Raw genomic sequence first — 25,513 nt, 5'->3', positions numbered from 1 at the left:
CGAGCAACGGCATTTATTCACAGTCATCGGGTCATCCCCAACCGGGCAACCGGGAAGGCACGGACGCGCCCTTGGTGACGGGGGTGATCGTCAACGTGGTTGGCATGACAACCACGCAACCGGAATTCACCCTCAATCGGCCCGGAGCCCTCATCGCGGGGCTACCGGCCATCCTCGGCTTCGTCCCGGAGAAATCGCTGATCCTGGTGGCGGTGGACGGCGGTGAGCTGGGCTCGGTGCTGCGGGTCGACCTCGCCGACGCGCTCGCCGATCTCGCCGGGCGGGTCGCGGAGGTCGCTGCGGCCGCCGCGCCGGCAGCGGCCATCGCCGTGATCGTCGACGCCCAGGGGGCGCGCTGCCCGGCCTGCAACGACCAACACCGCCGGCTGGTCGCCGCACTGTGCGAGGAGTTGGCAGACCGCGACATCGTGCTGCTGAGCGCCCATGTGGTGGACCGGATCGCCGCCGGAGGACGGTGGCATTGCGCGGACGGATGCGGCGCCGGTGGTCCGGTCGACGACCCGGACGCGTCACCGTTGGCGGCCGCCGCAGTGCTGGAAGGCAGGCGGCTCTATGCCCGCCGGTCAGATCTGCAGGCGGTGATCGCCCCCGGTGATCCGGCGCGTTGCGCCGCGGTGGCTGCGGTGATCGACGAGTCCGTGGCGCAACGCGTGGCTGAGGGTGCTGATACCCGCGACCGGGCCCGACGCGACATCGAGCACGCCCTGACCGCTGTCGCCGCACTGGCGGGCGGACGCGAACCCACAGACGTGGAGCTGGCTCGGATCGGATGCCCGCTTACTGACGTGAGGGTCCGGGACACGTTGTGTGCATTGGCGATTGGAGAACACGCCGCAGCAGCAGAGCTGCTCTGGTCGGAGTTGGCCCGGACCCTGCCGCCGCCGTGGCGGGCCGAAGCGCTGGTTCTGCTGGCCTTCAGCGCCTACTCGCGCGGCGATGGGCCGCTGGCCGGCGTAGCTCTGGAGGCGGCACTACGTGGCGCACCGGAGCATCGGATGGCAGGCCTACTCGACACTGCGTTGCAGTCAGGGCTGCGGCCGGAACGGATCCGCGGGCTGGCCGATACCGGCTATCGGTTGGCGGAGCAGATGGGGGTGCAACTACCTGGGCGGCAGGGGCAGGGCCTGGGGCGGCGGGCCGGCTGAGGTGGTGTGGTCAGACCTTCTGGACCTTGACGGCGTGTGCCATCTCGTAGGGCAGGCTGACGTCAGCGTGTCCGGGAATCACGATGGTTACGCCGTCGTCGCCATCGGCCTGCACGGTCACCCGGGCGTTGGGAACCACACCGGCCTCTTTGAGCCGGGTGATCAGGTCGATGTCACCCTGCACGTGTTCGGTCAGCTGGCGCACCACCACCGCGACCGGGGAGCCGGCCGGCAACTCCGTCAGCCGCACCAGGTCAGAGTCCCAGCCGGCGGAGCCCGCGCCGAAGCCGAGGTCGGGGAGTCCGGGGATGGGGTTGCCGAAAGGCGACGTCGTCGGGTTGTCGAGAACCTGAACCAGGCGCCGTTCGACATCCTCGCTCATCACGTGTTCCCAGCGGCAGGCCTCAGCATGCACTTCTTCCAGCGGCAGGCCGATCACATCGACCAGCAGGCGCTCAGCCAGCCGATGCTTGCGCATCACCGAGACCGCCAGCGTGCGTCCCTTTTCGGTGAGTTCGAGGTGCCGGTCGCCGGCCACCTTCAACAGGCCGTCGCGTTCCATTCGGGATACCGTCTGGCTGACAGTCGGGCCACTTTGTTCCAGTCGCTCGGCTATCCGCGCGCGCAGCGGGGTGACACCCTCTTCCTCAAGGTCGTAGATCGTCCTGAGGTACATCTCGGTGGTATCAACCAAGTCATTCATTCGGCACCTTCCGTCGCAGCTGAGTCTACTTCGCAAGCCAAGTACTCGGTTAGCGAGCGACGCCGCCGCGCGGCCATAACGCAGCTTCGGCGGGCCACCGGCATAGTCGGCGGCCCGCCGAAGCGGGGGACAAGCGCTCCGGGCCACTGCTCGAGCGGCCCGGGGCGGCGTCAGCTGGCGTAAGAGCGCAGTCGGTCGGCCCGCTCGCCGTGACGCAGCTTGGTCATCACCTCGCGTTCGATCTGGCGGACCCGCTCCCGGGACAGGCCGAACAGCTTGCCGATCTGGTCCAACGTGCGGGGCTGTCCGTCATCCAGGCCGAACCGCAGGCGGATCACCTGGTGCTCACGCTCGTCGAGGGTGGCCAATACGCTGCGGATATCGGTGTGCAGCAGTTCGGAGATCACGGCGTTCTCCGCGGACATGGCCTCGGAGTCCTCGATGAAGTCGCCCAACGGAGCCTCCTCGTCGGAGCCGACCGGCATGTCGAGGGAGACCGGGTCGCGGCTGTGCTCCAGCAGGTCGCTGATCTTCTCCGCCGGGATGCCGGATTCGGCCGCCAACTCTTCATCAGTGGCTTCGCGACCCAGCTGCTGGTGCATCTCGCGCTTGATCCGGGCCAACTTGTTGACCTGCTCAACCAGGTGGACTGGAAGCCTGATGGTGCGGCTCTGGTCCGCCATTCCGCGGGTGATGGCCTGGCGGATCCACCACGTGGCGTAGGTGGAGAACTTGAATCCCTTGGCATAGTCGAATTTCTCCATGGCGCGGATCAATCCGAGGTTGCCCTCCTGAATCAGATCCAGCAGAGGCATACCGCGGCCGGTGTAGCGCTTGGCCAGCGAGACCACCAGGCGAAGGTTGGCCTCAAGCAGGTGCCGACGGGCGGCCTCGCCGTCGCGTACCACCGCCGCCAGTTCGCGCTTGCGCTTGTCGCCGAAACGCTTGCGCGTGTCGAGCAGGTGCTGGGCGTACAGGCCGGCCTCGATCCGCTTGGCGAGCTCCACCTCGTCGGCGGCGTTGAGCAAGGCCGTCTTGCCGATACCGTTGAGGTACACACGCACCAGGTCGGCGGCTGGGCTCTGCGAGTCCAGGTCGCCGTCGATCCGGCTGGTGGTGGCGTCTGCCTTTGCCATTGCGGGCCTCCCGTTGATCGGCTTCAGCTGTCACACGTGTTAACGCGGAACACGAGTGCAGAGTTCCCGGCCGATCGCATTTCCACACCACCTGACGTGCGGAAATACGGCAATGACTTTGAGAATGTGCTAAGAACCTGTACCGTACGGCGCTTCGCCGGCGGTGTCACCGCCCGATTTGGGGGGTTCCGGTGGCTTCGGCCGTTCCAAGGTGGGCCTGGTGCCTGTGGGGAACAGCGGGGTGCGAGTGGGGGCCGCTTCGTAGCGGCGAGGTTCCTCGGCGCTGCGCGGCGGCCGGTCGTTGGCGATCAGCACCGCCATCCATGGCAGCGGTATAGAGGCCACCAGGATCAGTACAGAGATCAGACCGTTGTGCCACATCCCGTAGGCGATCGCAGCCAGGATCAGCGCAGGCACCCGGAACGCCATCAGGGTCAGGTACTTGCGTACCCGTTCGCGGTGCTGTTGCTCGAAGGACGGGGCGGCCGCGGTGATCAAGACCGGCCGACCGTCGTCGTCGAACCCCAGTTCGGGGCCGTGCCTCATCACTCCACTGTCCCACACGCCGGGCTCGAAGGCACGAGGGGTTTTGGATCATCCCCAGTTCTGGGCACAATGGGCACCATGGGCATAGAGACCGACACCCTTGAGCGCACCGATACCGACGAACGCGTCGACGACGGGACCGATGGCGACACTCCGAAGTACTTCCACTACGTAAAGAAGGACAAGATCGCCGAGAGCGCGGTCATGGGTACGCACGTGGTGGCGCTGTGTGGTGAGGTCTTTCCCGTCACCAAGTCGGCCAAGCCGGGTTCGCCGGTCTGCCCGGACTGCAAGAAGATCTACGCGACCCTCAAACAGGCTTGACCGCAGTGGTGTCCTCGTCGGTTCGGCCGGCCCGGGACACCACCCAGGTGCGCAGCTGGTGTAGGTGGGTGGCATGCGCCGGCCACTCTTCTTGGACGGCTGCATTCAACTCCGCGCCCAGCATGATGGCGAATCCGAGCAGGAACGCGAACAGCAGGAAGGCGATCGGCGTCGCCAACGCACCGTAGGTGTAGCCGGTGCTGGTGATATAGCGCAGGTAGATCCGCAGCCCCACCGTTGCCACGACGAACACCGTGGTGGCCAGCAGCGCCCCGAAAATCAGGCGGTGCGACGGAAGCGGCTTGGGCAGTGATACTCGGTAGAGCACCGTCACCGTCAACAGCAGACCCAACACCAGCGCCGGGTAATAGCCGAACCGCAGCGCATCGGTCAATTGAACGGGCAGGTGCTCGGCCACCGCATGCGGACCCAGCGCGGCCAGCGGCGCCGTTGCCACCGCAATCATCAGCATCGCCACGTAGAGACCCAAAGCGAAGAAGCGTTGCCGGACGGGATGACGCAACGGGGTCTGATCGTGTGCCTCTACCACCGAATCCACAAACGCCGAGATCGCCGACGATCCGGCCCACAGTGAAATCACGAATCCGAGCGAGACCACTTCGCCGCGTGCGTTGGCCACGATGTCGCGCACCGTCGGTTCGATGATCTCGACCACGACGTTCTTGGAGAAGAAGCTGCTCGCCAAGCTGATCAGCCGATCCTGAATGGTGGCCAGCGTGTCCGGGCCGAACAGTGGCGCCACATAGGACAGGCTGCCCAGCATTCCCAGCAGGAGCGGGGGCAGAGATAACACCGACCAGAAACCTGCCTGCGCCGACTCCGCAAAGATGGAGTCGTCCCAACTCTTCACCAGCGTGCGTCGTGCTATCCGTAGCAGGTGGTGACGGGAAGGTTTGAGGCCCTGATGATTCTGGTCAGTCATGACCAGCCCAGCATTCCTGACGAGTGGCTCCGATGCACAATCTCGCCATCGGGCGTGTTGCGCGCAGGACCCTGTTACGCCTCAGCCGGCTCGCTGACCTGAATCACCGCTGCCAACGCGATCAACTTGGCTTCGTGCTCGTTGGCGTGATGCTGGCAGAAAAGAAGTTCGGCGCCGGAGGGCAGCGTGGCGCGTACCCGGGCGGCGGCACCGCACCGGTCGCATCGATCAGCCCGGGTGAGTTCAGGACTGGTCAGAGTCGCGTTCATGGGCTCCTCCGTTCTCGCGGTTGTCGTTCAGTGTGTCAGACGTATGAGCGTTCGGTGTTGTTCCCCGGTTCGGCTGTGTCGTGTCTCACCCCGGTCGCCGGTGCGGGAGGATCGGTGCCATGAAGCCCGCCGAGATCTTCGTGCACCTCTGCAGCGCCGACGACTGGGCCCAGGCGCAGGCGTCAGGGGCGCTGCGTCCGGAGTCGTTGGACAGCGTCGGATTCGTTCATCTTTCGACCCCGCAGCAGGTACACCTGCCCGCCAATCGGCTGTATCAGGGCCGCACGGATCTGGTGTTGCTGCAGGTGAACGCGGACAAGGTTGCCGCACCGGTGCGGTGGGAGCCGGGTGTGCCGGGCGATCCTGAGGCGATGTTGTTCCCGCACCTGTATGGACCGCTGCCGGCGGCAGCGGTGGTCGGGGTGGTCGCATACCGGCCGGATAGCGACGGGGTCTTCCGCCAGGTGTCGCCGTGAGCTGTTCGCTCAGCGCGAACGAGTTGGGGCACTGAGCCGTTCGCTGAGGGCGAACGGCTCAGTGCAGGATCAGGGTGAGCCTTAACGTCAAGTAGCGGGGGGGCTGGCTGATCGGACCGCCGACGCTACCGCCGTCACCGCCGTTGCCGCTGCCGCCATAACCGAGACCGGCTTCGCCGCCGATTCCACCGACGCCATTGCCGCCTGCGTCACCGTCGGGGTTACCGGGACCGCCGTATCCGCCGGCTCCACCGCCGCCGACACCCCCGGCCGATCCGACGGGACCGCCGGCGAAGCCGTCACCACCTTTGCCGCCACCACCGAGACCGGCATCGCCTCCGACGCCGCCGGTGCCGCCGTAGGCGCCAGCGGTACCCCCGAGTCCGCCGCCGAACTGACCACCGCCGCCGCCAGAACCCAGCCCGCCGTTACCGCCGTTGCCGCCTACGCCGGCGACACCGGTGCCCCCGGCGCCGCCCTTGCCGCCGTAGCCGTCGCCACCGCGCCCTTGGCGGCAAATCTGCGCGACATGGCTTCCCTTCGAATATTGGATAGCTATTGGCCGTTTACGAGTTCGTCAATTGCTTAGTGAAAACTAAGCTAACATGCAGGTAGATGGGCGGGTACCCTCAGTTCAGGGGCATTGAGATTCCCTGGCTTACGCCCGGCGAACTGGCAGAATGCACGGCATCCGTGCCGCCTGCGGAACACCTTCTGGCTACACAGGGTTCTAGGTAACAGCTCAGCTAAATCTGCGCCGAATTGATCCCTGTCGACGTCTTAGTGTTGCTGGGCGCATTCTGCTGCGGGCGTGAATCCATCGCTCAGCACACCTTCCCTGGCGCTTTGGCGTTCTCATGCCACGGGACCGCTGCCGATTCGGAAGCCATGGTGTTCTGTCGCCTCGACGGCATCTTGACCGGTGGCGCGGTGCTCGGCGTCGGGCGACTATCAGCCCGGCGAGGACCGGTGTTGCGGCCGCTGATTGAGGTTGATCGGGGTGGTCGGCTTGGCTGCCGACGCCCGGGTGAGTTCGCTACGGGCGAAGGTGGTCTGCGCCCTGTTGATCAACACCGCGGGCACCTTGGGCCAGGCGCCGGCGAAGGCGTTGATCGCTTCGAGCACAGCGGGATTGAGGTCGGCTTCGGGCGGAACCCGGTGGCCATGGGTGGCGGCACGCTTGAGCAGCGCGGCGAAGGTCTGGGGCGACGCGTCATCCGTCGGCATGCTCGGCGATCCTACGCCGCCGAACTCGGCTTTCAGACAGCCCGGGCTTCAACGATCGCCAGCGGACTGGTGGTGGGGACCACACGCTGAAGCTCGAATCCAGCCTTGGACAACAGCTCGGCATACTCTCGGCGGGTGCGCTCCTGCCCGCCAGCGGCAACCAGCATCTCCAGGTCGAGAACCAGGCCCAGATGAGATGGCGCTCCTTCGGGCAACACCATCTCGAACAGCAGCACCTTGCCGCCGGGCGCGATGGCGGCGCGGACATTGCGCAGGATGGCCACCGACTGTTCGTCGTCCCAGTCGTGGATGACCGTCTTGAGCAGATACGTGTCGCCGCCGGCGGGGACGGACTCGAAGAACGACCCACCGCGGGTGTCGCAGCGCGACGCCACCCCTGCTGCGGTCATGGCCGCGCCAGCGCCGGCCACCACCTGCGGCAGGTCGAACAGCACACCGCGAGCCTGAGGGGCCGCACGCAACACTTCGGCCAGTAGTGCGCCGTGGCCGCCGCCCACATCGATGATGAGCCTGCTGCTGCTGAAATCGTATGCCGGGACGGCGCTTTCGATGGCAACCGCGGACGCGCCGGTCATCGCCCGGTTGAAAACCTGCGCCAATTCGGGGTCGGTGTCCAAGTACTCGAAGATGGGCATCCCGCGAACCTTGTCGACGGCGGTCTCACCGGTGCGCACTGAGTGCTCCAGGTGCGACCAGTGTTCCCGGTGGGCCGGGTCACCGATGAACGCGATCATCGGCGCCACGCTGCCCGGGTCGTCGGAGATCAGCGTCCGGCCCAGCCGGGTCAGGGCGAAGCGGCCGTCACGGCGCAGGGCGAACACCGACTGGCTGGCCAGCGCGCGCATCAGCCGATAGGTGGCGCCTGGGTGGGTGCCCACCCGCTGGGCGACCTCCTCGGCGGTCAGCGGTCCGTCGCGGAGGGCGTCGGCGATCCCGAGCCGCACCGCCGCGGCAAGCGCCTGGCCCACCCACGGACCGAATGCCAGTTCCAGGACGGCTACCGAGGCGGGGACCGTGGCCTGGCGCAGGCGCTGAAGCCCGCCGCGAAACGCGTTGACGGCGTTGAGCACTGCCGCCGGAGGAGTTTTGGCCATGTCCGTTCGGGCTAGTCGAGGTAGTCGCGCAGGACCTGGGACCGACTGGGATGCCGCAGCTTAGACATCGTCTTGGACTCGATCTGGCGGATGCGCTCGCGGGTGACGCCGTAGACCTGGCCGATCTCGTCGAGAGTGCGGGGCTGGCCGTCAGTGAGGCCGAACCGCAGCCGCACCACGCCGGCTTCACGCTCGGACAGCGTCTCCAGAACCGACTGCAGCTGATCCTGGAGCAGCGTGAACGACACCGCGTCGACAGCGACCACGGCCTCGCTGTCTTCGATGAAGTCGCCGAGCTGCGAGTCGCCCTCGTCGCCGATGGTCTGATCCAGCGAGATCGGCTCCCGGGCGTACTGCTGGATCTCCAGCACCTTCTCCGGGGTGATGTCCATCTCCCGGGCCAATTCCTCGGGAGTGGGCTCGCGGCCCAGGTCTTGGAGCAGCTCACGCTGGATGCGGCCCAGCTTGTTGATCACCTCGACCATGTGGACCGGGATACGGATGGTACGAGCCTGGTCGGCCATGGCGCGGGTGATGGCCTGGCGGATCCACCAGGTGGCATAGGTGGAGAACTTGTAGCCCTTGGTGTAGTCGAACTTCTCCACCGCGCGGATCAGGCCCAGGTTGCCCTCCTGGATCAGGTCCAGGAACGCCATCCCGCGGCCGGTGTAACGCTTGGCCAGCGACACCACCAAACGCAGGTTGGCCTCGAGCAGGTGATTCTTGGCCCGATCGCCGTCGCGGCAGATCCACGCCATGTCACGCCGGTAGGCGACAGCCAGCTTCTCGCCTTTCTCGGCGTGCTCGGCCATCTTCTGTGTGGCGAACAGTCCGGCCTCGATCCGCTTGGCCAGCTCGACTTCCTCTTCGGCGTTGAGCAGCGCCACCTTGCCGATCTGTTTGAGGTACGCGCGCACCGAGTCGGCCGACGCGGTGAGCTCCGCGTCCTTGCGTGCCTGCCGCAGAGCTTCGGACTCCTCTTCGTCCCAGACGAAGTCGCCGGAGGCCTTGTCCTTCTCGCTGGGTTCGGCGACCTCGTCGTCGTCGCCGGACTCCTCGGCCGCCGGAGTCGTTGCGGTGGCGTCACCGGATTCGGTGTCGTCTTCGTCAAGGTCGTCCAGGCTCAGGTCGGCCTCGTCGATGTCCTCGGCGCCGGGTTCGCCGTCGAGTTCGACTTCGGTCTCGAGGTCCTCGGGTGCCAAGTCGCCGTCGGCGTTCTTGGCGCTCGCCTTGGTGGCTTTGGCGGCCTTCTTGGCCGGCGCCCGAGTCGTTCGGGTTGCGGGCTTGGCGTCGCCGTCGGTCGTACCGCGAGTGGCGGTCCGTGCCGTCGACTTGGTCGCCTTCTTGGCGGGAGCGGCCTTGGTTGCCTTGGCCGCGGTCCGCTTGGCCGGCGCCGCAGCAGCGGCCTTCGCGGGTGTCTTCGCGGCGGCTTTGGCGGGTGCCTTCGCGGCGCTGCCCGGTGTGGGCTCCTCAGTCGCCGTTTGTGCCTTGCTCGCTGCCACGTCCACGCCCTTCGGTCGGACTGAACTTCCGGGTTGCAGCATCGTGCGCAACCGAAAGTGTCGGGTATGTCGAATGTCGGCTCTATTTCAGTTGGTGATCAACTGGGATAGTCGCCGCTATCGGTTAGGCGGCCGCCGTCGACCATTGTAACGACAAGGCGGGGCCGCGATCGCCGAGCGTGCGTTATTCAGCGGGTCATGTCGCCCGTTGACGCCATCGCGGCCCCGACGATCCCCGCGCTGTTCTGCAATGTCGCGGCGACCACCGGAGTCCGGTTGCCCAGCAGTGGCACCCACCGCTCGGCCTTTCGGCTGATGCCGCCGCCGACGATGATCAGATCCGGGCAGAGCGCGTCTTCGACCGCCATCAGCACCATGGTCACCTGCGCGGCCCACTTCTCCATGGACCAGTTCTTGCGTTCCTTGACCGACGCGGCAGCGCGATGCTCGGCCTCTTTTCCGCCCACTTCGATATGCCCGAGTTCGGTGTTGGGCAGCAGCTTTCCGTTATGGATGACCGCCGAGCCGATCCCGGTCCCGAAGGTCAACAACACCACCACGCCAGGCATGTTTTTGCCGGCGCCGAATCGTGCTTCGGCGAGCCCCGCCGCATCGGCGTCGTTGAGGATGGTGATGGCCTGGTCGTCGAGTTCGGAGGCGATCGCCTGCTGGGCGTTCAGTCCAATCCAGGATTTGTCGACATTGGCAGCCGTGCGGACGACCCCGTCGACCACTACGCCGGGATAGGTGACGCCCAGTGGTCCGGTCCAGCCGAAGTCGTGAACCACCGCCGCGACGGTCTGAGCCACCAAGACCGGCGTGGCAGGGCTCGGCGTCGGCAGCTTGAACCGTTCACCGATCAGGGCGCCGGTATCGAGGTCCACGACTCCGCCCTTGATTCCAGTGCCGCCGACGTCGATGCCGAAGCCGCGTCGCTGTCGTCGAGTGCTCTCGATCGGGGACGGAGCGGGGTCGGTGCCGGTCATCGAATCTCCTCTGGCGGATCGGTGGTCAGCAGGTACCGGAATGAATCTTGGTCAGCAGTGCAGGGTCGGGCAGTCCGGTGGCGTCGGGGCGCAGGCCGGCCAGCGCGGCTTCGATGTCGTCGCTGTGGGACAGGCTGACGAAATCGCCGCCGACCGCAAGATCCACCGAGTCATCGGTGCGGTCGTCGCGGAACAGTTCCGTGCACGGCGCCACCAGCCACAGCGCCGCCGCCGCGGCCTGGCCTGACGGCCCGAATCGGATCTGGCCCTGGCAGTCCAGCCGGTCGTCGGCGTAGATCGGGTCGTTGGCGGCTGTCGGCTGGGGGAAGCCGTCGTCGCGCAGCGCGTCGGCGACGTCGGCGGCTTGCCCGGCCCTGCCGCTGGCGTTGAGGACGCGGGCCTTGATGTCGGCGAGCTTGGCCGGGGTGGTGCTGATCATTGCGGCGCGCGGGACCTGGGTGCCCAGTCTGGGCTGGTCCGGCTCGGCGGTGACCGGCGGGGCGTTGCACGCCGCGACCTCGTGGACATCGGCTGGACGGGTGAGGGCCACCGCCCATGCCACGGCGGTCAACAGCACCAGGGCTGCCAGGCCGTAGGCGGCCGGACGAGTGTTGCGTCGCCGGAACGGCCGACCGTGCTTGTCGAACTCGGTACCGGAAGTGATTTGCGCGACCACGTACGCACTCTAGAGGGCGCCGGCGCGGGCGATAACCGTGGTCAGGAATACAATGTGGCGTAAATCACACTTGATCGGAGTGGAATCCGGGCACGAATCATTTGGTGGATGCGTTCGACGCTGGTACAAAGCTCGCGCAGGCTTTCGAGGGGACTCGAGGGGACTTGAGGGGAGAAACCATGGCAACCGATTACGACGCCCCGCGGCGCACCGAGACCGATGACGTATCTGAGGATTCGTTGGAGGAGCTCAAAGCGCGGCGTAACGAGGCGCAATCCGCCGTGGTCGACGTGGATGAGACCGAGTCGGCCGAGTCGTTCGAGCTGCCGGGCGCTGACCTGTCGGGCGAAGAGCTCTCGGTGCGGGTCGTTCCCAAGCAGGCCGATGAATTCACCTGCTCGAGCTGCTTCCTGGTGCAGCACCGCAGTCGTCTGGCCAGCGAGAAGAATGGCGTGATGATCTGCAACGACTGCGCGGCCTGACCCGCCCCTTCCCGCTTCGTCAGTTCTGCAGGGCCGCCAGCACCCGTTGGGGCTGGCGGCAGCTGATCAGCCAGTACGGTGTTGGGTCATCGGGGTCATCGAGAACGACCAAGATCATGGGCCCCACCCAGGCGCGATGCACGACGTATGCCGCCGGATCGAGTTGGCGGCCTAACGCTGCGGATTTGGCCGATCGGGGTACCTCAGCGCAGCGTGCGATCGCGTTGGTGGGCAGGTGCGCGTCGCCTACCCACAGTTGCGTCTCCCCACCGCTGTCGATGACGCGCACCTGAATCCGCCCCCACCAGAGCAGTGCGCCGACGGTGATCGCGAAGAACACGGCGAACGGCAGCCAGTCAGGCAGGGTGCGCAGGCCAAGCCGGACTTCGTAGGCCATCAGGCCGTTACCCAAGAACCCCAGTGGCCACCACCACCACGGCACCCACAGCTGTTCGCTGTACCGCACAGTTTGCGATGCCCGGTGGTTCAGACGCGATCCCGACATCCGGCTAAGAGTAGTCTTGCGCCTCGTGTCGCCCAGTCTCGCGGTTGTTCGCCTGGATCCGGATCTGCCCCTGCCGAGCCGTGCGCATGCCGGTGATGCCGGCGTCGACCTCTACAGCTCAGTCGATGTTGTGCTGGACCCTGGGCAGCGGTCGCTGGTGCCCACCGGAATTGCCGTGGCAATCCCGTTCGGCATGGTTGGCTTGATTCATCCGCGATCGGGTCTGGCTGCGCGGGTGGGCCTTTCGATTGTCAACAGTCCCGGAACGGTGGATGCGGGCTATCGTGGTGAGATAAAGGTCTCATTGATCAACCTCGACCCGACGACCCCGATCGAGATCAATCGGGGTGACCGGATCGCACAGTTGCTGGTGCAGCGGGTTGAGCTTCCGGAGCTGGTGGAGGTGGCTTCGTTTGACGAGGCCGGGTTGGAGCCGACGACGCGTGGCTCCGGCGGACATGGGTCCTCGGGTGGGCACGCGAGCTTGTGATGGCTTGTGACGACGACGTGATGAAGGTGGGGCGGCGGTAATGGCATTCGGTAGAGGTAAAGGCAAGCGCGAGGCCGTCGAGCCGACGAGCGCCCGGCCGGACGCCTCGGGCCAGTCGGAAGGGTTCGAATCGGAGTTGGCGGAGGAGCTCGAGGGTCCCTTCGACATCGAGGATTTCGACGACCCTGAGGCGGCGGCGACGGCCCGCCTCGACTTGGGATCGGTCTTGGTACCGATGCCGGCGGGTGCACAGGTTCAGGTCGAACTGAGCGAAGCGGGGGTCCCCAGTGCGGTGTGGCTCGTCACGCCGCACGGCCGGTTCAATATCGCCGCCTACGCCGCGCCCAAGTCGGCTGGTCTGTGGCGGGAGGTGGCTGCGGAGCTGGCTGAAGCGCTGCGCAGGGACAATGCGAACGTCAGCATCATCGACGGCCCGTGGGGCCGAGAGGTGCTCGGCATGGCGGCCGGCGCCGTGCGGTTCATCGGCATCGACGGCTACCGCTGGATGGTGCGCTGCGTCATCAATGGACGACCCGAGGCCATGGAGGCGCTGTCGCAGATGGCGCGACAGGCGTTGGCAGACACCGTCGTCCGGCGCGGCGACACCCCATTGCCGGTGCGTACCCCATTGCCGGTTCGACTGCCCGAGCCGATGGCTGAGCAGTTGCGGGCTGCCGCGGCGCAACAGGCCGCGGCCCAGCAGGCTGCCGTCGAGCAGGCTGCTGCGCAGCAGGCGGCCGGACTGCACGGGGCCGCCATCTTCAGCGGTGGCGACGCGCCGCGTGCACCGGCGGCACCGCCCGCCCCGCCCGCACCGGCTGCCCGCCGCAGTGCGGAGGGCTCGGCGATGCAGCAGTTGCGCACCATCACCGGCGGTTAGCGAGGCTCGACGTAGGAGAGGCGAAGCTGGACCGCCGTACTAACCCCGGCGGTTAGCTGGCTGTGGGCGCTCAGCTCGTGGCGAGCGCCAGCGCCTCCACACAGGCGGTTCCCAACGCGGCCGGATCGGCGCCTATCTGCTCCAGGGTGACCGTGCGCAGCGCCGCCCGCGGTGCGGCCGCCACCCACTCGGAGGCCGTCTGTAGAGGATGGACGGCGTCGTCGACCGCCGCGGTCACCCCCAGCGGCACCCGCAGTGACGCCAGCTCGGCGTAGGTGGGGGCGACGTAGGCGGCCGCCTCCTCCATCGCCGCTGGCAACTGCGGCCACTGGGCAGTCCAGGAGCGGGTCAACTCGTCAGCGAGCCACGCCGGGCTCGACGCCCGCATCTGTGCCACCACTGCCGCCAGGCCGTCCTGACGCAACTGTCCGGCGCTGTAACGCGCGGCATGCGCTGCCGGCGCCTCGTCGGGAACTCCAGTCCAGGCGGGCAGCGCGGCGAGCACTCCGACCACTTGTTCGGGATGACGCAGCGACCACGCGGCGGCCACCGCGGCGCCGATCGACACCCCGCCGACAAGGATCGGACCTGACCGCGCTGCGGCTGTGTCCAGTGCGTCCACATAGCCCTGAATGAGGCGGTCGGGCTGCGGTCGATGGGTGACCAATGTGGCGCCCACCTGCTGCAACGGGTAGTGGAACGCCCGTCGGACATAGTCGTCGTCGGATCCGGTGCCCGGCAGCACAACGGCCGTCACGCCGCGCAGAACCATGCCACCTCTTGATCGTGTTTGGTGTTGTCGGCCACGCCACAGGCCGGTCGTGTGGCATTAGGTAAACAACAGGTCTACCGTAGCGTGCGCACACGATTGAGGGAGAGAGCAATGGCTGCTCCGGAAAGCTACTTGCGGCGGCTGACTCGGCGATTGACCGAAGATCCCGAGCTGCGTGACGTCGAAGAGTTGTCGGACGAGGCGCTCAACACCGGCGCGCAACGCGCGATCGACTGCCAGCGCGGCCAAGAGGTCACCATGGTCGGGGTTTTGCGCAGTGTCGAAGCCAACGCCAAGGGCTGTGTGGGAGGTGTCCGCGCCGAACTGTTCGACGGTACCGACACGGTGACGTTGGTCTGGCTGGGCCAGCGACGCATTCCCGGGATCGACTCCGGCCGTACATTGCGGGTGCATGGTCGGCTGGGCAAGCTGGAGAGCGGCTGCAAGGCCATTTACAACCCGCATTACGAAATTCAGCAGTGACGGGACCTTCTGGTGGGCCCGCGTGCCTATGAGCGAGGACTACAGCGCAGAGGGCGCCCAGGGGCCGCAGCGGCTTCTTGAGCAGATCGGCGGGGTCGCCGGCCTGATCTATTCCTCGTTGCCCATCGTGGTGTTCGTCCCGGCCTCCAACCTGTTCGGACTGAAGGTCGCCGTCCTTGCCGCACTGGGGGTGGCTGCGGCAGTCCTGGTCTGGCGGCTCTTTCGTCGGCAATCCACCCAACCGGCGATATCCGGCTTCTTTGGGGTCGCGGTCTGCGCCCTGATCGCCTACCGGATGGGCGACTCCAAGGCGTACTTCCTGCTCGGAATCTGGACCTCGTTGGTGTGGGCGGTCGTGTTCGCCGCATCTGTCGTGATTCGCCGGCCACTGGTCGGCTATGTCTGGTCGTGGGCCAGCGGCCAAACCCAGGCCTGGCGCGAGGTGCGGACGGCGGTCTATGCCTACGATCTCGCGACGTTGACCTGGGTTGTGGTGTTCGGCTCCCGTTTCGTGGTCCAGCGACTCCTCTATGACGCCGATCAGACCGGGTGGTTGGGAGTGGCGCGTATCGCCATGGGTTGGCCGCTGACTGCGGTTGCCGCGGTGGTCACTTACCTGGCGGTGAAATACGTTCAGCGCGCCTTGGATGCAGTGCCCGCCGCCGCGGCACCGCAGGACGAACCCCGGTCAGTGGGCCGGTAGCAGCAGCGCGCGTAGTTCGGGTTCGACGCCGTCGGAGGCCACGAACAGCAACTCGTCGCCGCCCTCGAGAGGTTCGTCGTCGTGCGGCACGATCACCCGCGCCCCGCGCAGGATCGTCACCAGCGCGGCGTCACGCGGCAAGGTCAGCTTGCGTATCGGCTTGCCGCCCCACGGCGTGTCGTCGGGCAGCGTGATCTCCAGCAGGTTGGCCTGCCCTTTGCGGAACTCCATGAGCCGCACCAGGTCTCCGACCGCGACGGCTTCCTCGACCAAGGAGGCCAGCATCCGCGGCGTCGATACCGCGACATCCACGCCCCAGGCATCGGTGAACAGCCATTCGTTGCGGGGGTCATTCACGCGCGCCACTACCCGGGGCACCGCGAATTCGGTCTTGGCCAGCAAGGAGAGCACCACGTTGGCCTTGTCGTCACCGGTGGCTGCGATCACCACGTCGAACGACTCCAGGTGCACTGCCTCCAACAGGCTCAGCTCGCAGGCATCACCCAGATGCCAGTGCGCGTCGGCGATGTCTTCGGTGTCGACGTGATCCGGGTTGCGCTCGATCAACGTGACTTCGTGGTCGCTGTCGAGCAGTTCGCGCGCGATCGACCGTCCGACGGCTCCGGCCCCGGCCACCGCCACTTTCATTTGTCCAGATCCTCGCTCGGCGGCAACGCGGCGATCGCGATGGCCTCCGCCACCCGTCCCGAGACCGCTACCACGTACACCTGGTCGCTGGCCTGGATCACGGTCCTGGGCTCGGGCAGGACACCGGTCCCGAATCGGATCAGGAACGCCACCCGAGCATTGGTGGCGGCCTCCAGATCGGTGACGGGGCGACCGATCCAGTCCTCGTGCAGGACAACCTCGGCGACGGCGACGGTGCCGGTGGGGTCACGCCACTTGGCGGTCTGGTTCTCTCGGGTCAGTGCGTCGAGCAGCCGGTCGGTGGTCCAGGGCACCGTGGCGATGGTCGGGATGCCCAGGCGTTCGTAGACCGCGGCCCGTTTGGCGTCGTAGATGCGGGCCACCACCCGGGATACGCCGAACGTCTCACGGGCCAGTCGTGCCGCGATGATGTTGGAGTTGTCACCGGAGGAGACGGCGGCGAACGCGGCGGCTTCCTCGATGCCCGCGCGCAGCAGAACATCGCGGTCGAAGCCCATGCCGAGCACGCGCTCACCGTTGAATTCCGGGCTGAGCCGGTTGAACGCGGTGCTGTCTCGGTCGATGATCGCAACCTCGTGGCCGATCCGGGACAGTCCATCGGCGACCGAGGCGCCCACCCGGCCGCATCCCATCACAACTACCCGCACGTGCAAGGTCCTTTCGGCCGGTTCCGGCTGGCTTTCGACTGGAGTAGTGCCCGTATGCGGTGAACGCTACCGCCAAGCCCCGGCTGGCTTACCCTTGGCTCTCGTGTCGAAGATTTCCACCGCTGCTCGGCGTCTCCTTCTGGGCCGCCCCTTCCGCAGTGATCGGCTCAGCCACACGCTGCTGCCCAAACGCATCGCGCTGCCGGTGTTCGCCTCCGACGCGCTGTCCTCGGTCGCCTACGGGCCCGAAGAGATCTTTCTGGTGTTGTCGGTGGCCGGCCTTGCTGCCTACCGGATGACGCCGTGGGTTGGTCTGGCGGTGGCGTTCGTGTTCATCACTGTGGTGGCCTCGTACCGGCAGAACGTGCACGCTTACCCCTCCGGCGGAGGTGACTATGAGGTTGTCACCACCAACCTCGGTGCCACCGCAGGTCTGACCGTGGCGAGCGCGTTGATGGTGGATTACGTTCTGACGGTTGCCGTCTCGATCTCTTCGGGGATCGCCAACATCGGCTCGGCGATACCGTTCATCGCGGAGCACAAGGTTGTGTTCGCGGTGGGGACCGTGATCGCGGTGGCGGCGGCCAATCTGCGCGGTATCCGCGAATCCGGCACCGCGTTCGCCTTCCCGACCTATGCGTTCATGATCGGGATCTTCGGCATGCTCGGGTGGGGGCTGTTCCAGATCTTCGTGATGAATCACCCATTGCAGGCCGAGTCGGCCGCCTACAGGATCGACTCCACCGAAGGCGAGTTCGTGGGAGTCGCGCTGGTGTTCCTGGTGGCGAAGTCGTTCTCCTCCGGCTGTGCGGCGTTGACCGGGGTGGAAGCGATCAGCAATGGTGTGCCGGCATTCCGCAAGCCGAAGTCGCGTAACGCCGCCACCACACTGCTGATGCTGGGCGCGATCGCGGTGACCATGATGATGGGCATCATCGTGCTGGCCAGTGAGACCGGCGTGAAGATCGCGGCCCGCCCGCACGACCAGCTGATCGGGGCCCCGGCCGACTACGACCAGAAGACGTTGCTGGCGCAGCTGGCCGAGACCGTATTCCGGGGCTTTCCGCCTGGACTGTGGATCATCGCCGGGGTGACCGCGCTGATCCTGGCGCTGGCCGCCAACACCGCCTTCAACGGCTTCCCGGTGTTGGGATCGATCCTGGCGCAGGACTCCTACCTTCCGCGCCAGCTGCACACCCGAGGTGACCGGCTGGCGTTTTCCAACGGCATCGTGTTCCTGGCGGTGGTGGCCATCGCCTTCATCGTGGCGTTCGGCGCGGAGGTCACCGCGCTGATCCAGCTCTATATCGTCGGCGTGTTCGTCTCCTTCACGCTGAGTCAGATCGGCATGGTGCGACACTGGAATCGGTTGCTGCGCAGCGAGACCGACCGTGCGGCGCGGGTTCAGATGATGCGTTCCCGGGTGGTCAACACCATCGGGTTCGTCGCCACCGGGGCGGTCTTGATCGTGGTGATCGCCACCAAGTTCCTGGCCGGCGCATGGATCGCGATCATGGCGATGGCGGTGCTGTTCGGGCTGATGAAACTGATCCGGCGGCACTACGACGCCGTCAATGTCGAGCTGGCGGCACAAACGGCCGCCCAGGAAGGCCAGGCGGTGCTGCCCAGCCGCACTCATGCGCTGGTCCTGGTGTCCAAACTTCACCTGCCGACCCGGCGCGCGCTGGCCTACGCCCGGGCGACCCGCCCCGACTCGCTGGAAGCGATCACCGTCAGCGTCGACGACACCGAGACCCGAGCGTTGGTCCGTGAGTGGGAAGATAGCGACGTCACCGTTCCGCTTAAGGTGATCGCATCGCCGTACCGAGAAGTCACCCGACCGGTACTCGAGTACGTCAAACGCATCAGTAAGGAGTCGCCGCGCACCGTGGTGACCGTCTACATTCCCGAATACGTCGTGGGGCATTGGTGGGAACAGCTGCTGCACAACCAGAGTGCGTTGCGGCTCAAGACACGGCTGCTGTTCATGCCGCAGGTCATGGTCACCTCGGTGCCCTGGCAGCTGAACTCCTCGGAGCGGCGCAAGGTCCTGGAACCGCACCACGCACCCGGCGATACCCGGAGAGGCTTCTAACGCAGTGATCGATCAAGAGCTCACGCTGGTCACCGAGGCGCCGGCCAACGGCGGCAGTTGTGTGGCCCGGCACGACGGGCGGGTCGTCTTCGTGCGTTACGCCCTGCCGGGCGAACGCGTGCGGGTGCGCATCACCGCCGAGCGAGGGTCGTACTGGCACGGCGAATGCGTCGAGGTGCTCGAACCGGCACCGGGCCGGATCGACTCGTTGTGTCCGATTGCCGGGGTCGACGGTGCGGGCTGCTGCGACCTGGCCTTCGTCGAACCGGCTACGGCGCGGGCACTCAAGGGCGATGTGGTCTCCAATCAGCTGGCCCGGCTCGGCGGTCATGAATGGCGGGGCGAGGCGGAGGCACTCAGTGATGAGGGCGCGACGGGCTGGCGCAGCCGGGTGCGTCTGGAGGTGGGTGCCGATGGGCGAGCCGGATTTCACCGGTACCACAGCGAGGAACTGGTCACCGACCTGCGTTGTGGGCAGCTGCCGACGGGAATGACCAAGGGGCTGGCCGAGCGGACCTGGCGGCCCGGCGACCACCTGCACGTGGTGGCCGACGATGACGGCGTTCGCCACGTGGTGAGCACCGGCCGCGAGCACCGTCCGGAGGTGATCGAGGGGGATTATCACGCGACGCAATGGGTAGGGCGCCGCCGCTGGCAGATCCCGGTGACCTCCTTCTGGCAGGCGCACCGTCGGGCGGCCGCGCTCTACAGCGCGTTGGTCGCGCAGTGGGCGCAGCCCGCCACCGGCGGTACGGCGTGGGATCTCTACGGTGGGGCCGGCATCTTCGCCGCGGCATTGGCTGAGCCGGTGGGGGAGTCCGGTCGGGTGATCAGCGTGGATACGTCGCGGGCGGCAACTGGCGCGGCGAGGGCGGCGCTGGCCGACCTGCCGCAGGTTACGGTGCGGACCGACTCGGTGCGCCGCGCGTTGGGCGGTGAGCGTGCCGTGGCCGACGTTGCCGTGCTCGACCCACCGCGCGCCGGTGCCGGCCGCGAGGTGATCGACCTACTGGCCGGGGCCGGGGTGCCGCGGGTGGTGCATATCGGTTGTGAAGCAGCGGCTTTCGCCCGCGATATCGGCCTGTATCGCGGGCACGGTTACACCGTCGAGCAGATCCGGGTGTTCGACGCGTTTCCGCTCACCCATCACGTGGAGTGTGTGGCGCTGCTGACACGCGGTTGATCTCGGGGGAGATCAGCCGAACACGAAGTAGCGCAACCACAGGTACACCGCGGACAGGGCCACCGAGACCGCGGTGACCACGATGCCCTTGCGGGTGAATTCCCAAAACGAGATGGGATTGCCTGAGCGGCGGGCGATTCCGAGCATCACCACGTTGGCGCTGGCACCGACCGCCGTCAGGTTGCCGCCGAAGTCGGCACCCAGCGCCAGTGCCCACCACAGGGCATCGGGATGCACGTCGCTCGGGATGGTGGCGCTCAGCTCCGCCACGATGGGCGTCATGGTCGCGACGTAGGGGATGTTGTCGATGATCCCCGACACCGGCGCGGACACTCCCAGGATCCCCATCGTGGTCAGCAGTGCATTGCCACCGGTCAGTTCGGTGGCGGTCTTGGCCAGGGCGGCGATAGCACCGGTGTCCACCAGGGCGCCGACCATCACGAACAGGCCGGCGAAGAACAACAGCGTCTCCCACTCGACACCCGACAGGTAGTCCGAGCGTTCCAGGCGCGAGATCACGATCAACACGCCGGCGCCCAGCAGCGCCACCACCGAGGGCTCCAGGTGTAGCGCCGAATGCCCGATGAACGCCGCGAACACCGCGGCGAGCACCAGACCGCACTTGATCAGCAGCCCGCGGTCGCGGATGGCCTCACCTTCCTCCAACGCCATCACGTCCGCGACCCGCTCGGCCTCGACAGTGAACGACCCGGGAAACAGCCGGGGCAGCATCGCGATGAACACGACGATGACGATGGCGACGATGGGGGCCAGGTGCAGCAGGAAAGAGTTGAACGACAAACCCGCCCGGCTGGCGATGATGATGTTGGGTGGGTCGCCGACGAGGGTGGCGGCGCCACCGATGTTGGAGGCGAACACCTCAGCCATGAGAAACGGCGCGGCGCTGATCTCCAGGCGGTCGCAGACCAGCAGTGTGACCGGGGCGATCAGCAGCACCGTGGTGACGTTGTCCAGCAGTGCCGATGCCACCGCGGTAACCAGCACCAGCAAGATCATGATCCGCAGGGGAGATCCCTTGGCGCGCTTGGCGGCCCAGATCGCGATGTATTCGAACACGCCGGTCTGGCGCAGCACACTGACGATGATCATCATGCCCAGCAGCAGGAAGATGACATCCCAGTCGATTCCGGTTTCGCGGGAATAGAAGATGTCGTCCGAGGAGATGACCGGCAGGATCACCACGGCCGCCGCCCCGGTGAGCGCGACCAGGGTTTTATTTACTCGATCGGCGGCGATAAACGCATACGCGATCAGGAACACCGTGACCGCGATAAACGCCATCCGCGGGATCAGACCTTCAATGCGGCGGCCAGCAACCGCGATGCGGTGATGACTCCGTGCAGTTCACCGTCTTTGACCACGGCGATAAGCGGGCTACGCATTCTGGCCATGGTAGCGGCCACCTCGATGATGGTCTCATTGGCATCGGCCGCCGGTACGTCATGGAGGTGTTCGGGCAGAACGTCGCGCACGGCCTTGCCGCCGAGCTTCTCGGCGGCCCGATCGGCCATCGTTTCGCTGAGGACACCGGCCAGTGATGGGTCATCCTGAACGTAGCTCGGCACGATGAAGCGCACCACCTGGGAGGCCGGCAGCACCGCATAGGGCTTGCCTGCGGCGTCGGTCACGACCAGCCCCGGCAGTCGATGCTCGGCCAGCAACCGGGCAGCGTCCAAAGCATCCGAGTCGATGGACACCACGGGGAATTCCTCGGCGATATCTGCGGCATGCATAGGACGACCATACGGTGGCTGCCGCCCGCGATGCGTAGACTGACCGGATGCTTCAAGGGATCCGCGGCCCCGCCGATCTGCAGCACCTCTCGCAGGCACAGCTGACCGATCTTGCGGCGGAGATCCGCGAGTTCCTCATCCACAAAGTCGCCGCGACCGGTGGGCATTTGGGGCCCAATCTGGGTGTGGTGGAGCTGACGCTGGCGCTGCACCGGGTGTTCGACTCGCCCCATGACCCGATCATCTTCGACACCGGGCATCAGGCCTATGTACACAAGATGCTGACGGGGCGCGCCCCCGAATTCGACACCCTGCGCAAGAAGGGCGGTCTGTCGGGTTATCCGTCACGTGCCGAGAGCGAGCACGACTGGGTGGAGTCCAGCCACGCGAGTGCGGCGCTGTCCTACGCCGACGGGCTGGCCAAAGCCTTCGAGCTGACTGGGCACCGCAACCGGCATGTGGTGGCAGTGGTCGGCGACGGCGCCCTGACCGGCGGCATGTGCTGGGAGGCTTTGAACAACATTGCCTCAGGCCACCGGCCCGTGGTGATCGTGGTCAACGACAACGGCCGCAGCTACGCGCCGACCATCGGCGGTTTCGCCGACCATCTGGCCGCGCTGCGGCTGCAGCCCGCCTACGAGAGGCTGCTGGAGAAGGGCCGCGCCGCGGTGCGGGGAGTGCCGGTCGTCGGCGAAATCGGCTACCAGGTGATCCACAGTTTCAAGGCTGGCCTCAAAGATGCCTTGGCGCCGCAGGCGCTCTTCACCGACCTGGGCTTGAAGTACCTCGGCCCGATCGACGGTCATGACGAAGCCGCGGTGGAATCCGCGCTGCGTCGCGCGCGGGGCTTCGGCGGCCCGGTGATCGTGCACGTGGTCACCCGCAAGGGCAAGGGCTACGCCCCGGCCGAGAATGACGAGGCCGAGCAGATGCATGCGTGCGGTGTGATCGACCCGCTGACCGGCTACGCCACCGAAACCTCCGGCCGCGGCTGGACCGCGGTGTTCTCCGATGCGCTCATCGAATACGGCATCAAACGCCGGGATGTCGTCGCGATCACCGCCGCGATGCCCGGCCCCACCGGCCTGGCGGCATTCGGGCAGCGTTTTCCGGATCGAATGTTCGACGTGGGGATAGCCGAGCAGCACGCGCTCACCTCGGCTGCCGGGTTGGCCATGGGCGGCCTGCACCCCGTGGTGGCTATCTACTCGACGTTCCTCAACCGTGCCTTCGACCAACTCGTGATGGACGTCGCGCTGCACAAGCTGCCGGTCACGCTGGTATTGGACCGGTCCGGGATCACCGGACCCGACGGCGCCAGTCACAACGGCATGTGGGATCTGTCGGTCCTGGGGATCGTGCCCGGTATCCGGGTGGCCGCGCCCCGCGACGGCGTACGGCTGCGTGAAGAGCTCGGCGAAGCACTGGACGTCGGCGACGGGCCTACCGCACTGCGTTTCCCGAAAGGGGAGGTGGGCGAAGACATTCCCGCCCTCGAACGGCGGTCTGGGGTGGACGTGCTCGCGGTCCCGGCAGATGGCCTGCCGCAAGACGTTCTGCTGGTGGCGGTCGGGGCGTTCGCGCCCATGGCGCTGGCGGTGGCCGACCGGCTGCACAACCAGGGCATCGGGGTGACGGTGATCGACCCGCGCTGGGTGTTGCCGGTGCCGGAGGTGCTCGTTGAGATGGCCGCCACGCACAAACTGGTCGTCACCTGCGAGGACAACGGTGTCGCCGGGGGTATCGGCTCGGCGGTCTCGGCGGCGCTGCGGCGCGCCGAGGTAGACCTGCCCTGTCGCGATGTCGGCCTGCCGCAACGTTTCTACGACCACGCCTCACGTGGTGAATTGCTGGCCGAGATCGGCCTGACCGCACAGGATGTGGCCCGCCAGATCACCGGCTGGGTCGCGGCGATGGCCGCCTCCCCGTGTGTCGACGAGGTCAGCGAGCGGCTCGACTAGCGTCCCGTTCCAATGGGCGGCCAGACCGTGTCGAACAACCACGCGAACGCGAACGTGTACACCAAGAAGAAGACCAGCAGGCCCAACTCAAGGCTCAACGCCTGCAGCAGAGACACCTTCAAGATCGCGGCCACGATCGGCAACAGCAGCACCACCAGGCCGCCTTCGAATCCGACCGCGTGTGCGACCCGGCGCGCCACCGTACGGGTCGGGGATTCCTGTCGGCGCTCCCATGCTTCGAACGCGGTGGTCCAGAGGTAGTTCCACACCACCGCGACTGTCGACGCCGTCACCGCCACGGCGCCAGAACTGGTGCCGCCGAAGCCTAGGACCGCCAGGCCCACTGTGGTCAGGACGATAGCGACGAGCTCGTAGCTGATGACGTAGACGACCCGGCGAAAAGCTGGTGACACGAAGTCCTCCAAGGAAATCGACCATGGGAAGTCCTTGACGGTTCGCGTCCACGGTATGAGTGACGTGAGAAATGCAGCCGGCCTTTCGGCGGACGGCCGCTTCCGGGGCAGTCTAGCAACAGTGGCGCAAAGCCTCGGACCGCAAGACCGTCCCGGCTAGGCGCTGCCGAGGGCCTGTGCCAGCACCGGCACGGTCAGCTCGCGTTGCCATGGCCGCGCTCCGCCGGCGGCCAAGAACTCCTCGATCACCACCGTGGTGTCCGACTTCGGCGGTTTCCAGTCCCAGCACAACCTGCGCACCAGGTCGGGGATGATCAGATTCTCCGTCGGTACCTGCACCCGCTCAGACACCACACCCAGTGCGGCGCGAGCCGCCTCCAACCGGGCCGCCGCCTCGGGTTTGCGCCGTGCCCATCGCGACGGGGGCGGGGGGCCGCTGCTCGATTCTGCTGCTTCGGGCGGCTCGGGGTTATCGCGGGCCGCGGCCAGTGCCGCCAGCCAGGTGGCCGCGCTGCGACGTTGTCTGGGTCCGCCGAAGACCGGCAGTGCGAGCAACTCTTCTGCGGTGGTGGGGTTGGCCACGGCCGCGGCGATGATCGCCGAGTCGGGCAGGATGCGTCCGGGCGCGATGTCACGTCGCGCCGCGATCTGGTCACGAACCGTCCACAGCTCTCGAACTGCTGCCAGGCCACGCTGATCACGCACCTTGTGGATGCCCGATGTGCGTCGCCAGCGGTCCCGGCGCGTGGTCGTGGCGTAGTCGGTGACCCGAAGGTGGTTGAATTCCTGTGCTGCCCAATCAGTTTTGCCCTGCCCAGCCAGAACATCGGCGATCGCGTGACGGAGTTCGATGAGCACTTCGACGTCCAGTGCCGCATAGTTCAGCCAGTCGGCGGGCAGCGGCCGCTTCGACCAGTCGGCGGCCCCGTGGCCTTTGTCCAGACCCAGCCCCAACAGTCGTTGCACCATCGCGGCCAGGTTGACCCGCTCGTAGCCGGCCAGTCGCCCGGCAAGTTCGGTGTCATAGAGCGCCTTGGGCCACATACCGACCTCGGCCAGGCAGGCCAGGTCTTGGTCGGCAGCGTGCAGGATCCACTCGTCGTCGTCGAGGACCTCGGCCACCGGGCGTAGCAGAGCCGCCGGGTCCTCGCCCGCGCCCACCGGATCGATCAGCACGGTCCCGGCGCCCGTGCGCCGGATCTGGATCAGGTAAGCCCGATTGGAGTAGCGGAAGCCCGAAGCCCGCTCGGCGTCTACCGCGAACGGGCCGTGGCCCCCGGCCAGTAGGTCTGCGGCGGCGCCGATCTGCGAGCGGGTGACCGACACCTCCGGCACTCCGTCGGCGGGATGCGACAGCGGTGTCGGCGCGGGCTCTTCGGTGGCCGGTTCGGTGTTCTGCTCGGACAT

Annotated in this window: 30 protein-coding genes; 11 read left to right on the top strand and 19 right to left on the bottom strand. The window is 66.9% G+C overall.

Annotated elements, in window-relative coordinates; all coding sequences use genetic code 11:
- Window positions 1-104: 104 nt before the first annotated feature.
- Window positions 105-1,166 (top strand): DUF4192 domain-containing protein, encoded by a 1,062-nt coding sequence (locus G6N09_RS00780; protein WP_083027473.1) that lies wholly within the window; start codon window positions 105-107, stop codon window positions 1,164-1,166.
- 10 nt (window positions 1,167-1,176) lie between these two features.
- Here G6N09_RS00780 and G6N09_RS00775 read toward each other — a convergent pair whose 3' ends face one another.
- The 3 genes from G6N09_RS00775 to G6N09_RS00765 all read right to left on the bottom strand — a co-directional run bounded on the left by G6N09_RS00775 (window position 1,177) and on the right by G6N09_RS00765 (window position 3,569).
- On the bottom strand, window positions 1,177-1,869 hold the full coding sequence (locus tag G6N09_RS00775; RefSeq protein WP_083027374.1) for an iron-dependent transcriptional repressor DtxR: 693 nt from the start codon (window positions 1,867-1,869) through the stop codon (window positions 1,177-1,179).
- Between the two features lie 170 nt (window positions 1,870-2,039).
- Window positions 2,040-3,005, bottom strand: coding sequence for a sigma-70 family RNA polymerase sigma factor (locus tag G6N09_RS00770; RefSeq protein WP_083027372.1), 966 nt, complete (start codon window positions 3,003-3,005; stop codon window positions 2,040-2,042).
- A gap of 129 nt (window positions 3,006-3,134) precedes the next feature.
- Window positions 3,135-3,569: a DUF3099 domain-containing protein gene (locus G6N09_RS00765; protein WP_083027370.1), complete on the bottom strand. Its 435-nt coding sequence runs from the start codon at window positions 3,567-3,569 to the stop codon at window positions 3,135-3,137.
- Between the two features lie 66 nt (window positions 3,570-3,635).
- On the opposite strand from G6N09_RS00765, the gene G6N09_RS00760 reads away from it, so the two are divergent.
- Window positions 3,636-3,875: a DUF3039 domain-containing protein gene (locus G6N09_RS00760; protein ID WP_083027472.1), complete on the top strand. Its 240-nt coding sequence runs from the start codon at window positions 3,636-3,638 to the stop codon at window positions 3,873-3,875.
- On the opposite strand, the gene G6N09_RS00755 is transcribed toward G6N09_RS00760, so the two are convergent.
- Together G6N09_RS00755 and G6N09_RS00750 are read right to left on the bottom strand one after the other, a co-directional pair.
- Window positions 3,862-4,818, bottom strand: coding sequence for a YihY/virulence factor BrkB family protein (locus G6N09_RS00755; RefSeq protein WP_083027368.1), 957 nt, complete (start codon window positions 4,816-4,818; stop codon window positions 3,862-3,864). The genes G6N09_RS00760 and G6N09_RS00755 overlap by 14 nt on opposite strands.
- Before the next feature lie 74 nt (window positions 4,819-4,892).
- Window positions 4,893-5,087: a DUF7455 domain-containing protein gene (locus G6N09_RS00750; RefSeq protein WP_083027365.1), complete on the bottom strand. Its 195-nt coding sequence runs from the start codon at window positions 5,085-5,087 to the stop codon at window positions 4,893-4,895.
- A 119-nt stretch (window positions 5,088-5,206) separates the two neighbouring features.
- Here G6N09_RS00750 and G6N09_RS00745 point away from each other — a divergent pair, with 119 nt between their 5' ends.
- Window positions 5,207-5,563, top strand: a complete 357-nt coding sequence (locus G6N09_RS00745; protein WP_083027363.1) for a DUF952 domain-containing protein — start codon at window positions 5,207-5,209, stop codon at window positions 5,561-5,563.
- A gap of 87 nt (window positions 5,564-5,650) precedes the next feature.
- Here the strand turns inward: G6N09_RS00745 and G6N09_RS00740 are convergent, their stop codons facing one another.
- From G6N09_RS00740 to cei, 6 genes are all read right to left on the bottom strand, one after another.
- Complete coding sequence (locus tag G6N09_RS00740) at window positions 5,651-5,965, bottom strand: hypothetical protein (RefSeq protein ID WP_163752598.1); 315 nt, start codon at window positions 5,963-5,965, stop codon at window positions 5,651-5,653.
- A gap of 549 nt (window positions 5,966-6,514) precedes the next feature.
- Window positions 6,515-6,790, bottom strand: a complete 276-nt coding sequence (locus G6N09_RS00735) for a hypothetical protein (protein ID WP_083027360.1) — start codon at window positions 6,788-6,790, stop codon at window positions 6,515-6,517.
- Between the two features lie 32 nt (window positions 6,791-6,822).
- On the bottom strand, window positions 6,823-7,905 hold the full coding sequence (locus G6N09_RS00730; RefSeq protein WP_083027358.1) for a methyltransferase: 1,083 nt from the start codon (window positions 7,903-7,905) through the stop codon (window positions 6,823-6,825).
- Window positions 7,906-7,916: 11 nt separating this feature from the next.
- Entirely contained in the window at window positions 7,917-9,413 is a 1,497-nt protein-coding gene (locus tag G6N09_RS00725) for an RNA polymerase sigma factor (RefSeq protein WP_407662705.1), read from the bottom strand.
- 182 nt (window positions 9,414-9,595) lie between these two features.
- Complete coding sequence (ppgK, locus tag G6N09_RS00720; RefSeq protein WP_083027356.1) at window positions 9,596-10,393, bottom strand: polyphosphate--glucose phosphotransferase; 798 nt, start codon at window positions 10,391-10,393, stop codon at window positions 9,596-9,598.
- 25 nt (window positions 10,394-10,418) lie between these two features.
- Window positions 10,419-11,069 (bottom strand): envelope integrity protein Cei, encoded by a 651-nt coding sequence (cei, locus tag G6N09_RS00715; protein ID WP_083027353.1) that lies wholly within the window; start codon window positions 11,067-11,069, stop codon window positions 10,419-10,421.
- A 179-nt stretch (window positions 11,070-11,248) separates the two neighbouring features.
- Between cei and G6N09_RS00710 the strand changes: the two genes are divergently transcribed.
- On the top strand, window positions 11,249-11,551 hold the full coding sequence (locus G6N09_RS00710; protein WP_083027351.1) for a DUF4193 domain-containing protein: 303 nt from the start codon (window positions 11,249-11,251) through the stop codon (window positions 11,549-11,551).
- 19 nt (window positions 11,552-11,570) lie between these two features.
- On the opposite strand, the gene G6N09_RS00705 is transcribed toward G6N09_RS00710, so the two are convergent.
- The gene (locus G6N09_RS00705; RefSeq protein ID WP_083027348.1) at window positions 11,571-12,056 is read right to left on the bottom strand and encodes a DUF3093 domain-containing protein; all 486 of its coding nucleotides are present in this window, start codon (window positions 12,054-12,056) and stop codon (window positions 11,571-11,573) included.
- A gap of 25 nt (window positions 12,057-12,081) precedes the next feature.
- Between G6N09_RS00705 and dut the strand changes: the two genes are divergently transcribed.
- Both dut and G6N09_RS00695 read left to right on the top strand, forming a co-directional pair.
- A complete protein-coding gene (gene dut, locus G6N09_RS00700; protein WP_083027347.1) occupies window positions 12,082-12,546 on the top strand; it encodes a dUTP diphosphatase in 465 nt (154 codons plus the stop codon).
- A 40-nt stretch (window positions 12,547-12,586) separates the two neighbouring features.
- Complete coding sequence (locus G6N09_RS00695) at window positions 12,587-13,426, top strand: DUF3710 domain-containing protein (RefSeq protein ID WP_083027345.1); 840 nt, start codon at window positions 12,587-12,589, stop codon at window positions 13,424-13,426.
- A 70-nt stretch (window positions 13,427-13,496) separates the two neighbouring features.
- Here the strand turns inward: G6N09_RS00695 and G6N09_RS00690 are convergent, their stop codons facing one another.
- A complete protein-coding gene (locus G6N09_RS00690) occupies window positions 13,497-14,198 on the bottom strand; it encodes an alpha/beta fold hydrolase (RefSeq protein WP_083027342.1) in 702 nt (233 codons plus the stop codon).
- 111 nt (window positions 14,199-14,309) lie between these two features.
- Here G6N09_RS00690 and G6N09_RS00685 point away from each other — a divergent pair, with 111 nt between their 5' ends.
- Both G6N09_RS00685 and G6N09_RS00680 read left to right on the top strand, forming a co-directional pair.
- Window positions 14,310-14,681: an OB-fold nucleic acid binding domain-containing protein gene (locus G6N09_RS00685; RefSeq protein WP_083027340.1), complete on the top strand. Its 372-nt coding sequence runs from the start codon at window positions 14,310-14,312 to the stop codon at window positions 14,679-14,681.
- Between the two features lie 28 nt (window positions 14,682-14,709).
- Window positions 14,710-15,384, top strand: a complete 675-nt coding sequence (locus G6N09_RS00680) for a DUF3159 domain-containing protein (protein ID WP_083027337.1) — start codon at window positions 14,710-14,712, stop codon at window positions 15,382-15,384.
- On the opposite strand, the gene G6N09_RS00675 is transcribed toward G6N09_RS00680, so the two are convergent.
- Together G6N09_RS00675 and G6N09_RS00670 are read right to left on the bottom strand one after the other, a co-directional pair.
- Entirely contained in the window at window positions 15,370-16,032 is a 663-nt protein-coding gene (locus G6N09_RS00675; RefSeq protein ID WP_083027335.1) for a potassium channel family protein, read from the bottom strand. The two genes, G6N09_RS00680 and G6N09_RS00675, sit on opposite strands and share 15 nt — an antisense overlap.
- Window positions 16,029-16,700, bottom strand: a complete 672-nt coding sequence (locus G6N09_RS00670) for a potassium channel family protein (protein WP_179959860.1) — start codon at window positions 16,698-16,700, stop codon at window positions 16,029-16,031. Before G6N09_RS00670 ends, G6N09_RS00675 begins: the two co-directional genes overlap by 4 nt.
- Window positions 16,701-16,803: 103 nt before the next feature.
- Here G6N09_RS00670 and G6N09_RS00665 point away from each other — a divergent pair, with 103 nt between their 5' ends.
- Both G6N09_RS00665 and G6N09_RS00660 read left to right on the top strand, forming a co-directional pair.
- On the top strand, window positions 16,804-18,795 hold the full coding sequence (locus G6N09_RS00665) for an APC family permease (RefSeq protein ID WP_163752594.1): 1,992 nt from the start codon (window positions 16,804-16,806) through the stop codon (window positions 18,793-18,795).
- 4 nt (window positions 18,796-18,799) lie between these two features.
- Complete coding sequence (locus tag G6N09_RS00660; RefSeq protein ID WP_109559015.1) at window positions 18,800-19,978, top strand: class I SAM-dependent RNA methyltransferase; 1,179 nt, start codon at window positions 18,800-18,802, stop codon at window positions 19,976-19,978.
- A gap of 12 nt (window positions 19,979-19,990) precedes the next feature.
- Here the strand turns inward: G6N09_RS00660 and G6N09_RS00655 are convergent, their stop codons facing one another.
- Window positions 19,991-21,280, bottom strand: a complete 1,290-nt coding sequence (locus tag G6N09_RS00655; protein ID WP_083027671.1) for an ArsB/NhaD family transporter — start codon at window positions 21,278-21,280, stop codon at window positions 19,991-19,993.
- Window positions 21,281-21,288: 8 nt separating this feature from the next.
- Complete coding sequence (locus tag G6N09_RS00650; protein WP_083027670.1) at window positions 21,289-21,732, bottom strand: CBS domain-containing protein; 444 nt, start codon at window positions 21,730-21,732, stop codon at window positions 21,289-21,291.
- 47 nt (window positions 21,733-21,779) lie between these two features.
- On the opposite strand from G6N09_RS00650, the gene dxs reads away from it, so the two are divergent.
- On the top strand, window positions 21,780-23,693 hold the full coding sequence (dxs, locus tag G6N09_RS00645; protein WP_083027669.1) for a 1-deoxy-D-xylulose-5-phosphate synthase: 1,914 nt from the start codon (window positions 21,780-21,782) through the stop codon (window positions 23,691-23,693).
- On the opposite strand, the gene G6N09_RS00640 is transcribed toward dxs, so the two are convergent.
- On the bottom strand, window positions 23,690-24,106 hold the full coding sequence (locus tag G6N09_RS00640) for a PACE efflux transporter (protein WP_083027680.1): 417 nt from the start codon (window positions 24,104-24,106) through the stop codon (window positions 23,690-23,692). The two genes, dxs and G6N09_RS00640, sit on opposite strands and share 4 nt — an antisense overlap.
- 156 nt (window positions 24,107-24,262) lie before the next feature.
- Window positions 24,263-25,513, bottom strand: coding sequence for a ribonuclease D (locus G6N09_RS00635; RefSeq protein WP_083027668.1), 1,251 nt, complete (start codon window positions 25,511-25,513; stop codon window positions 24,263-24,265).

It is taken from the genome of Mycolicibacter minnesotensis (genome assembly GCF_010731755.1).
Taxonomy (GTDB): Bacteria; Actinomycetota; Actinomycetes; order Mycobacteriales; family Mycobacteriaceae; genus Mycobacterium; species Mycobacterium minnesotense.
The sequence above is the reverse complement of the archived record's forward strand: the minus strand, read 5'-3'. Positions and strand labels throughout refer to the sequence as shown.

Bases quoted from the DNA above. Each gene is read 5' to 3' on its own strand.
- G6N09_RS00780 (WP_083027473.1), top strand. From the start codon at position 105: ATGACAACCACGCAACCGGAATTCACCCTCAATCGGCCCGGAGCCCTC.
- G6N09_RS00775 (WP_083027374.1), bottom strand. From the start codon at position 1,869: ATGAATGACTTGGTTGATACCACCGAGATGTACCTCAGGACGATCTAC.
- G6N09_RS00770 (WP_083027372.1), bottom strand. From the start codon at position 3,005: ATGGCAAAGGCAGACGCCACCACCAGCCGGATCGACGGCGACCTGGAC.
- G6N09_RS00755 (WP_083027368.1), bottom strand. From the start codon at position 4,818: ATGACTGACCAGAATCATCAGGGCCTCAAACCTTCCCGTCACCACCTG.
- G6N09_RS00750 (WP_083027365.1), bottom strand. From the start codon at position 5,087: ATGAACGCGACTCTGACCAGTCCTGAACTCACCCGGGCTGATCGATGC.
- G6N09_RS00745 (WP_083027363.1), top strand. From the start codon at position 5,207: ATGAAGCCCGCCGAGATCTTCGTGCACCTCTGCAGCGCCGACGACTGG.
- G6N09_RS00735 (WP_083027360.1), bottom strand. From the start codon at position 6,790: ATGCCGACGGATGACGCGTCGCCCCAGACCTTCGCCGCGCTGCTCAAG.
- G6N09_RS00730 (WP_083027358.1), bottom strand. From the start codon at position 7,905: ATGGCCAAAACTCCTCCGGCGGCAGTGCTCAACGCCGTCAACGCGTTT.
- ppgK (WP_083027356.1), bottom strand. From the start codon at position 10,393: ATGACCGGCACCGACCCCGCTCCGTCCCCGATCGAGAGCACTCGACGA.
- G6N09_RS00710 (WP_083027351.1), top strand. From the start codon at position 11,249: ATGGCAACCGATTACGACGCCCCGCGGCGCACCGAGACCGATGACGTA.
- G6N09_RS00705 (WP_083027348.1), bottom strand. From the start codon at position 12,056: ATGTCGGGATCGCGTCTGAACCACCGGGCATCGCAAACTGTGCGGTAC.
- G6N09_RS00695 (WP_083027345.1), top strand. From the start codon at position 12,587: ATGGCATTCGGTAGAGGTAAAGGCAAGCGCGAGGCCGTCGAGCCGACG.
- G6N09_RS00690 (WP_083027342.1), bottom strand. From the start codon at position 14,198: ATGGTTCTGCGCGGCGTGACGGCCGTTGTGCTGCCGGGCACCGGATCC.
- G6N09_RS00685 (WP_083027340.1), top strand. From the start codon at position 14,310: ATGGCTGCTCCGGAAAGCTACTTGCGGCGGCTGACTCGGCGATTGACC.
- G6N09_RS00680 (WP_083027337.1), top strand. From the start codon at position 14,710: ATGAGCGAGGACTACAGCGCAGAGGGCGCCCAGGGGCCGCAGCGGCTT.
- G6N09_RS00675 (WP_083027335.1), bottom strand. From the start codon at position 16,032: ATGAAAGTGGCGGTGGCCGGGGCCGGAGCCGTCGGACGGTCGATCGCG.
- G6N09_RS00655 (WP_083027671.1), bottom strand. From the start codon at position 21,280: ATGGCGTTTATCGCGGTCACGGTGTTCCTGATCGCGTATGCGTTTATC.
- G6N09_RS00650 (WP_083027670.1), bottom strand. From the start codon at position 21,732: ATGCATGCCGCAGATATCGCCGAGGAATTCCCCGTGGTGTCCATCGAC.
- dxs (WP_083027669.1), top strand. From the start codon at position 21,780: ATGCTTCAAGGGATCCGCGGCCCCGCCGATCTGCAGCACCTCTCGCAG.
- G6N09_RS00635 (WP_083027668.1), bottom strand. From the start codon at position 25,513: ATGTCCGAGCAGAACACCGAACCGGCCACCGAAGAGCCCGCGCCGACA.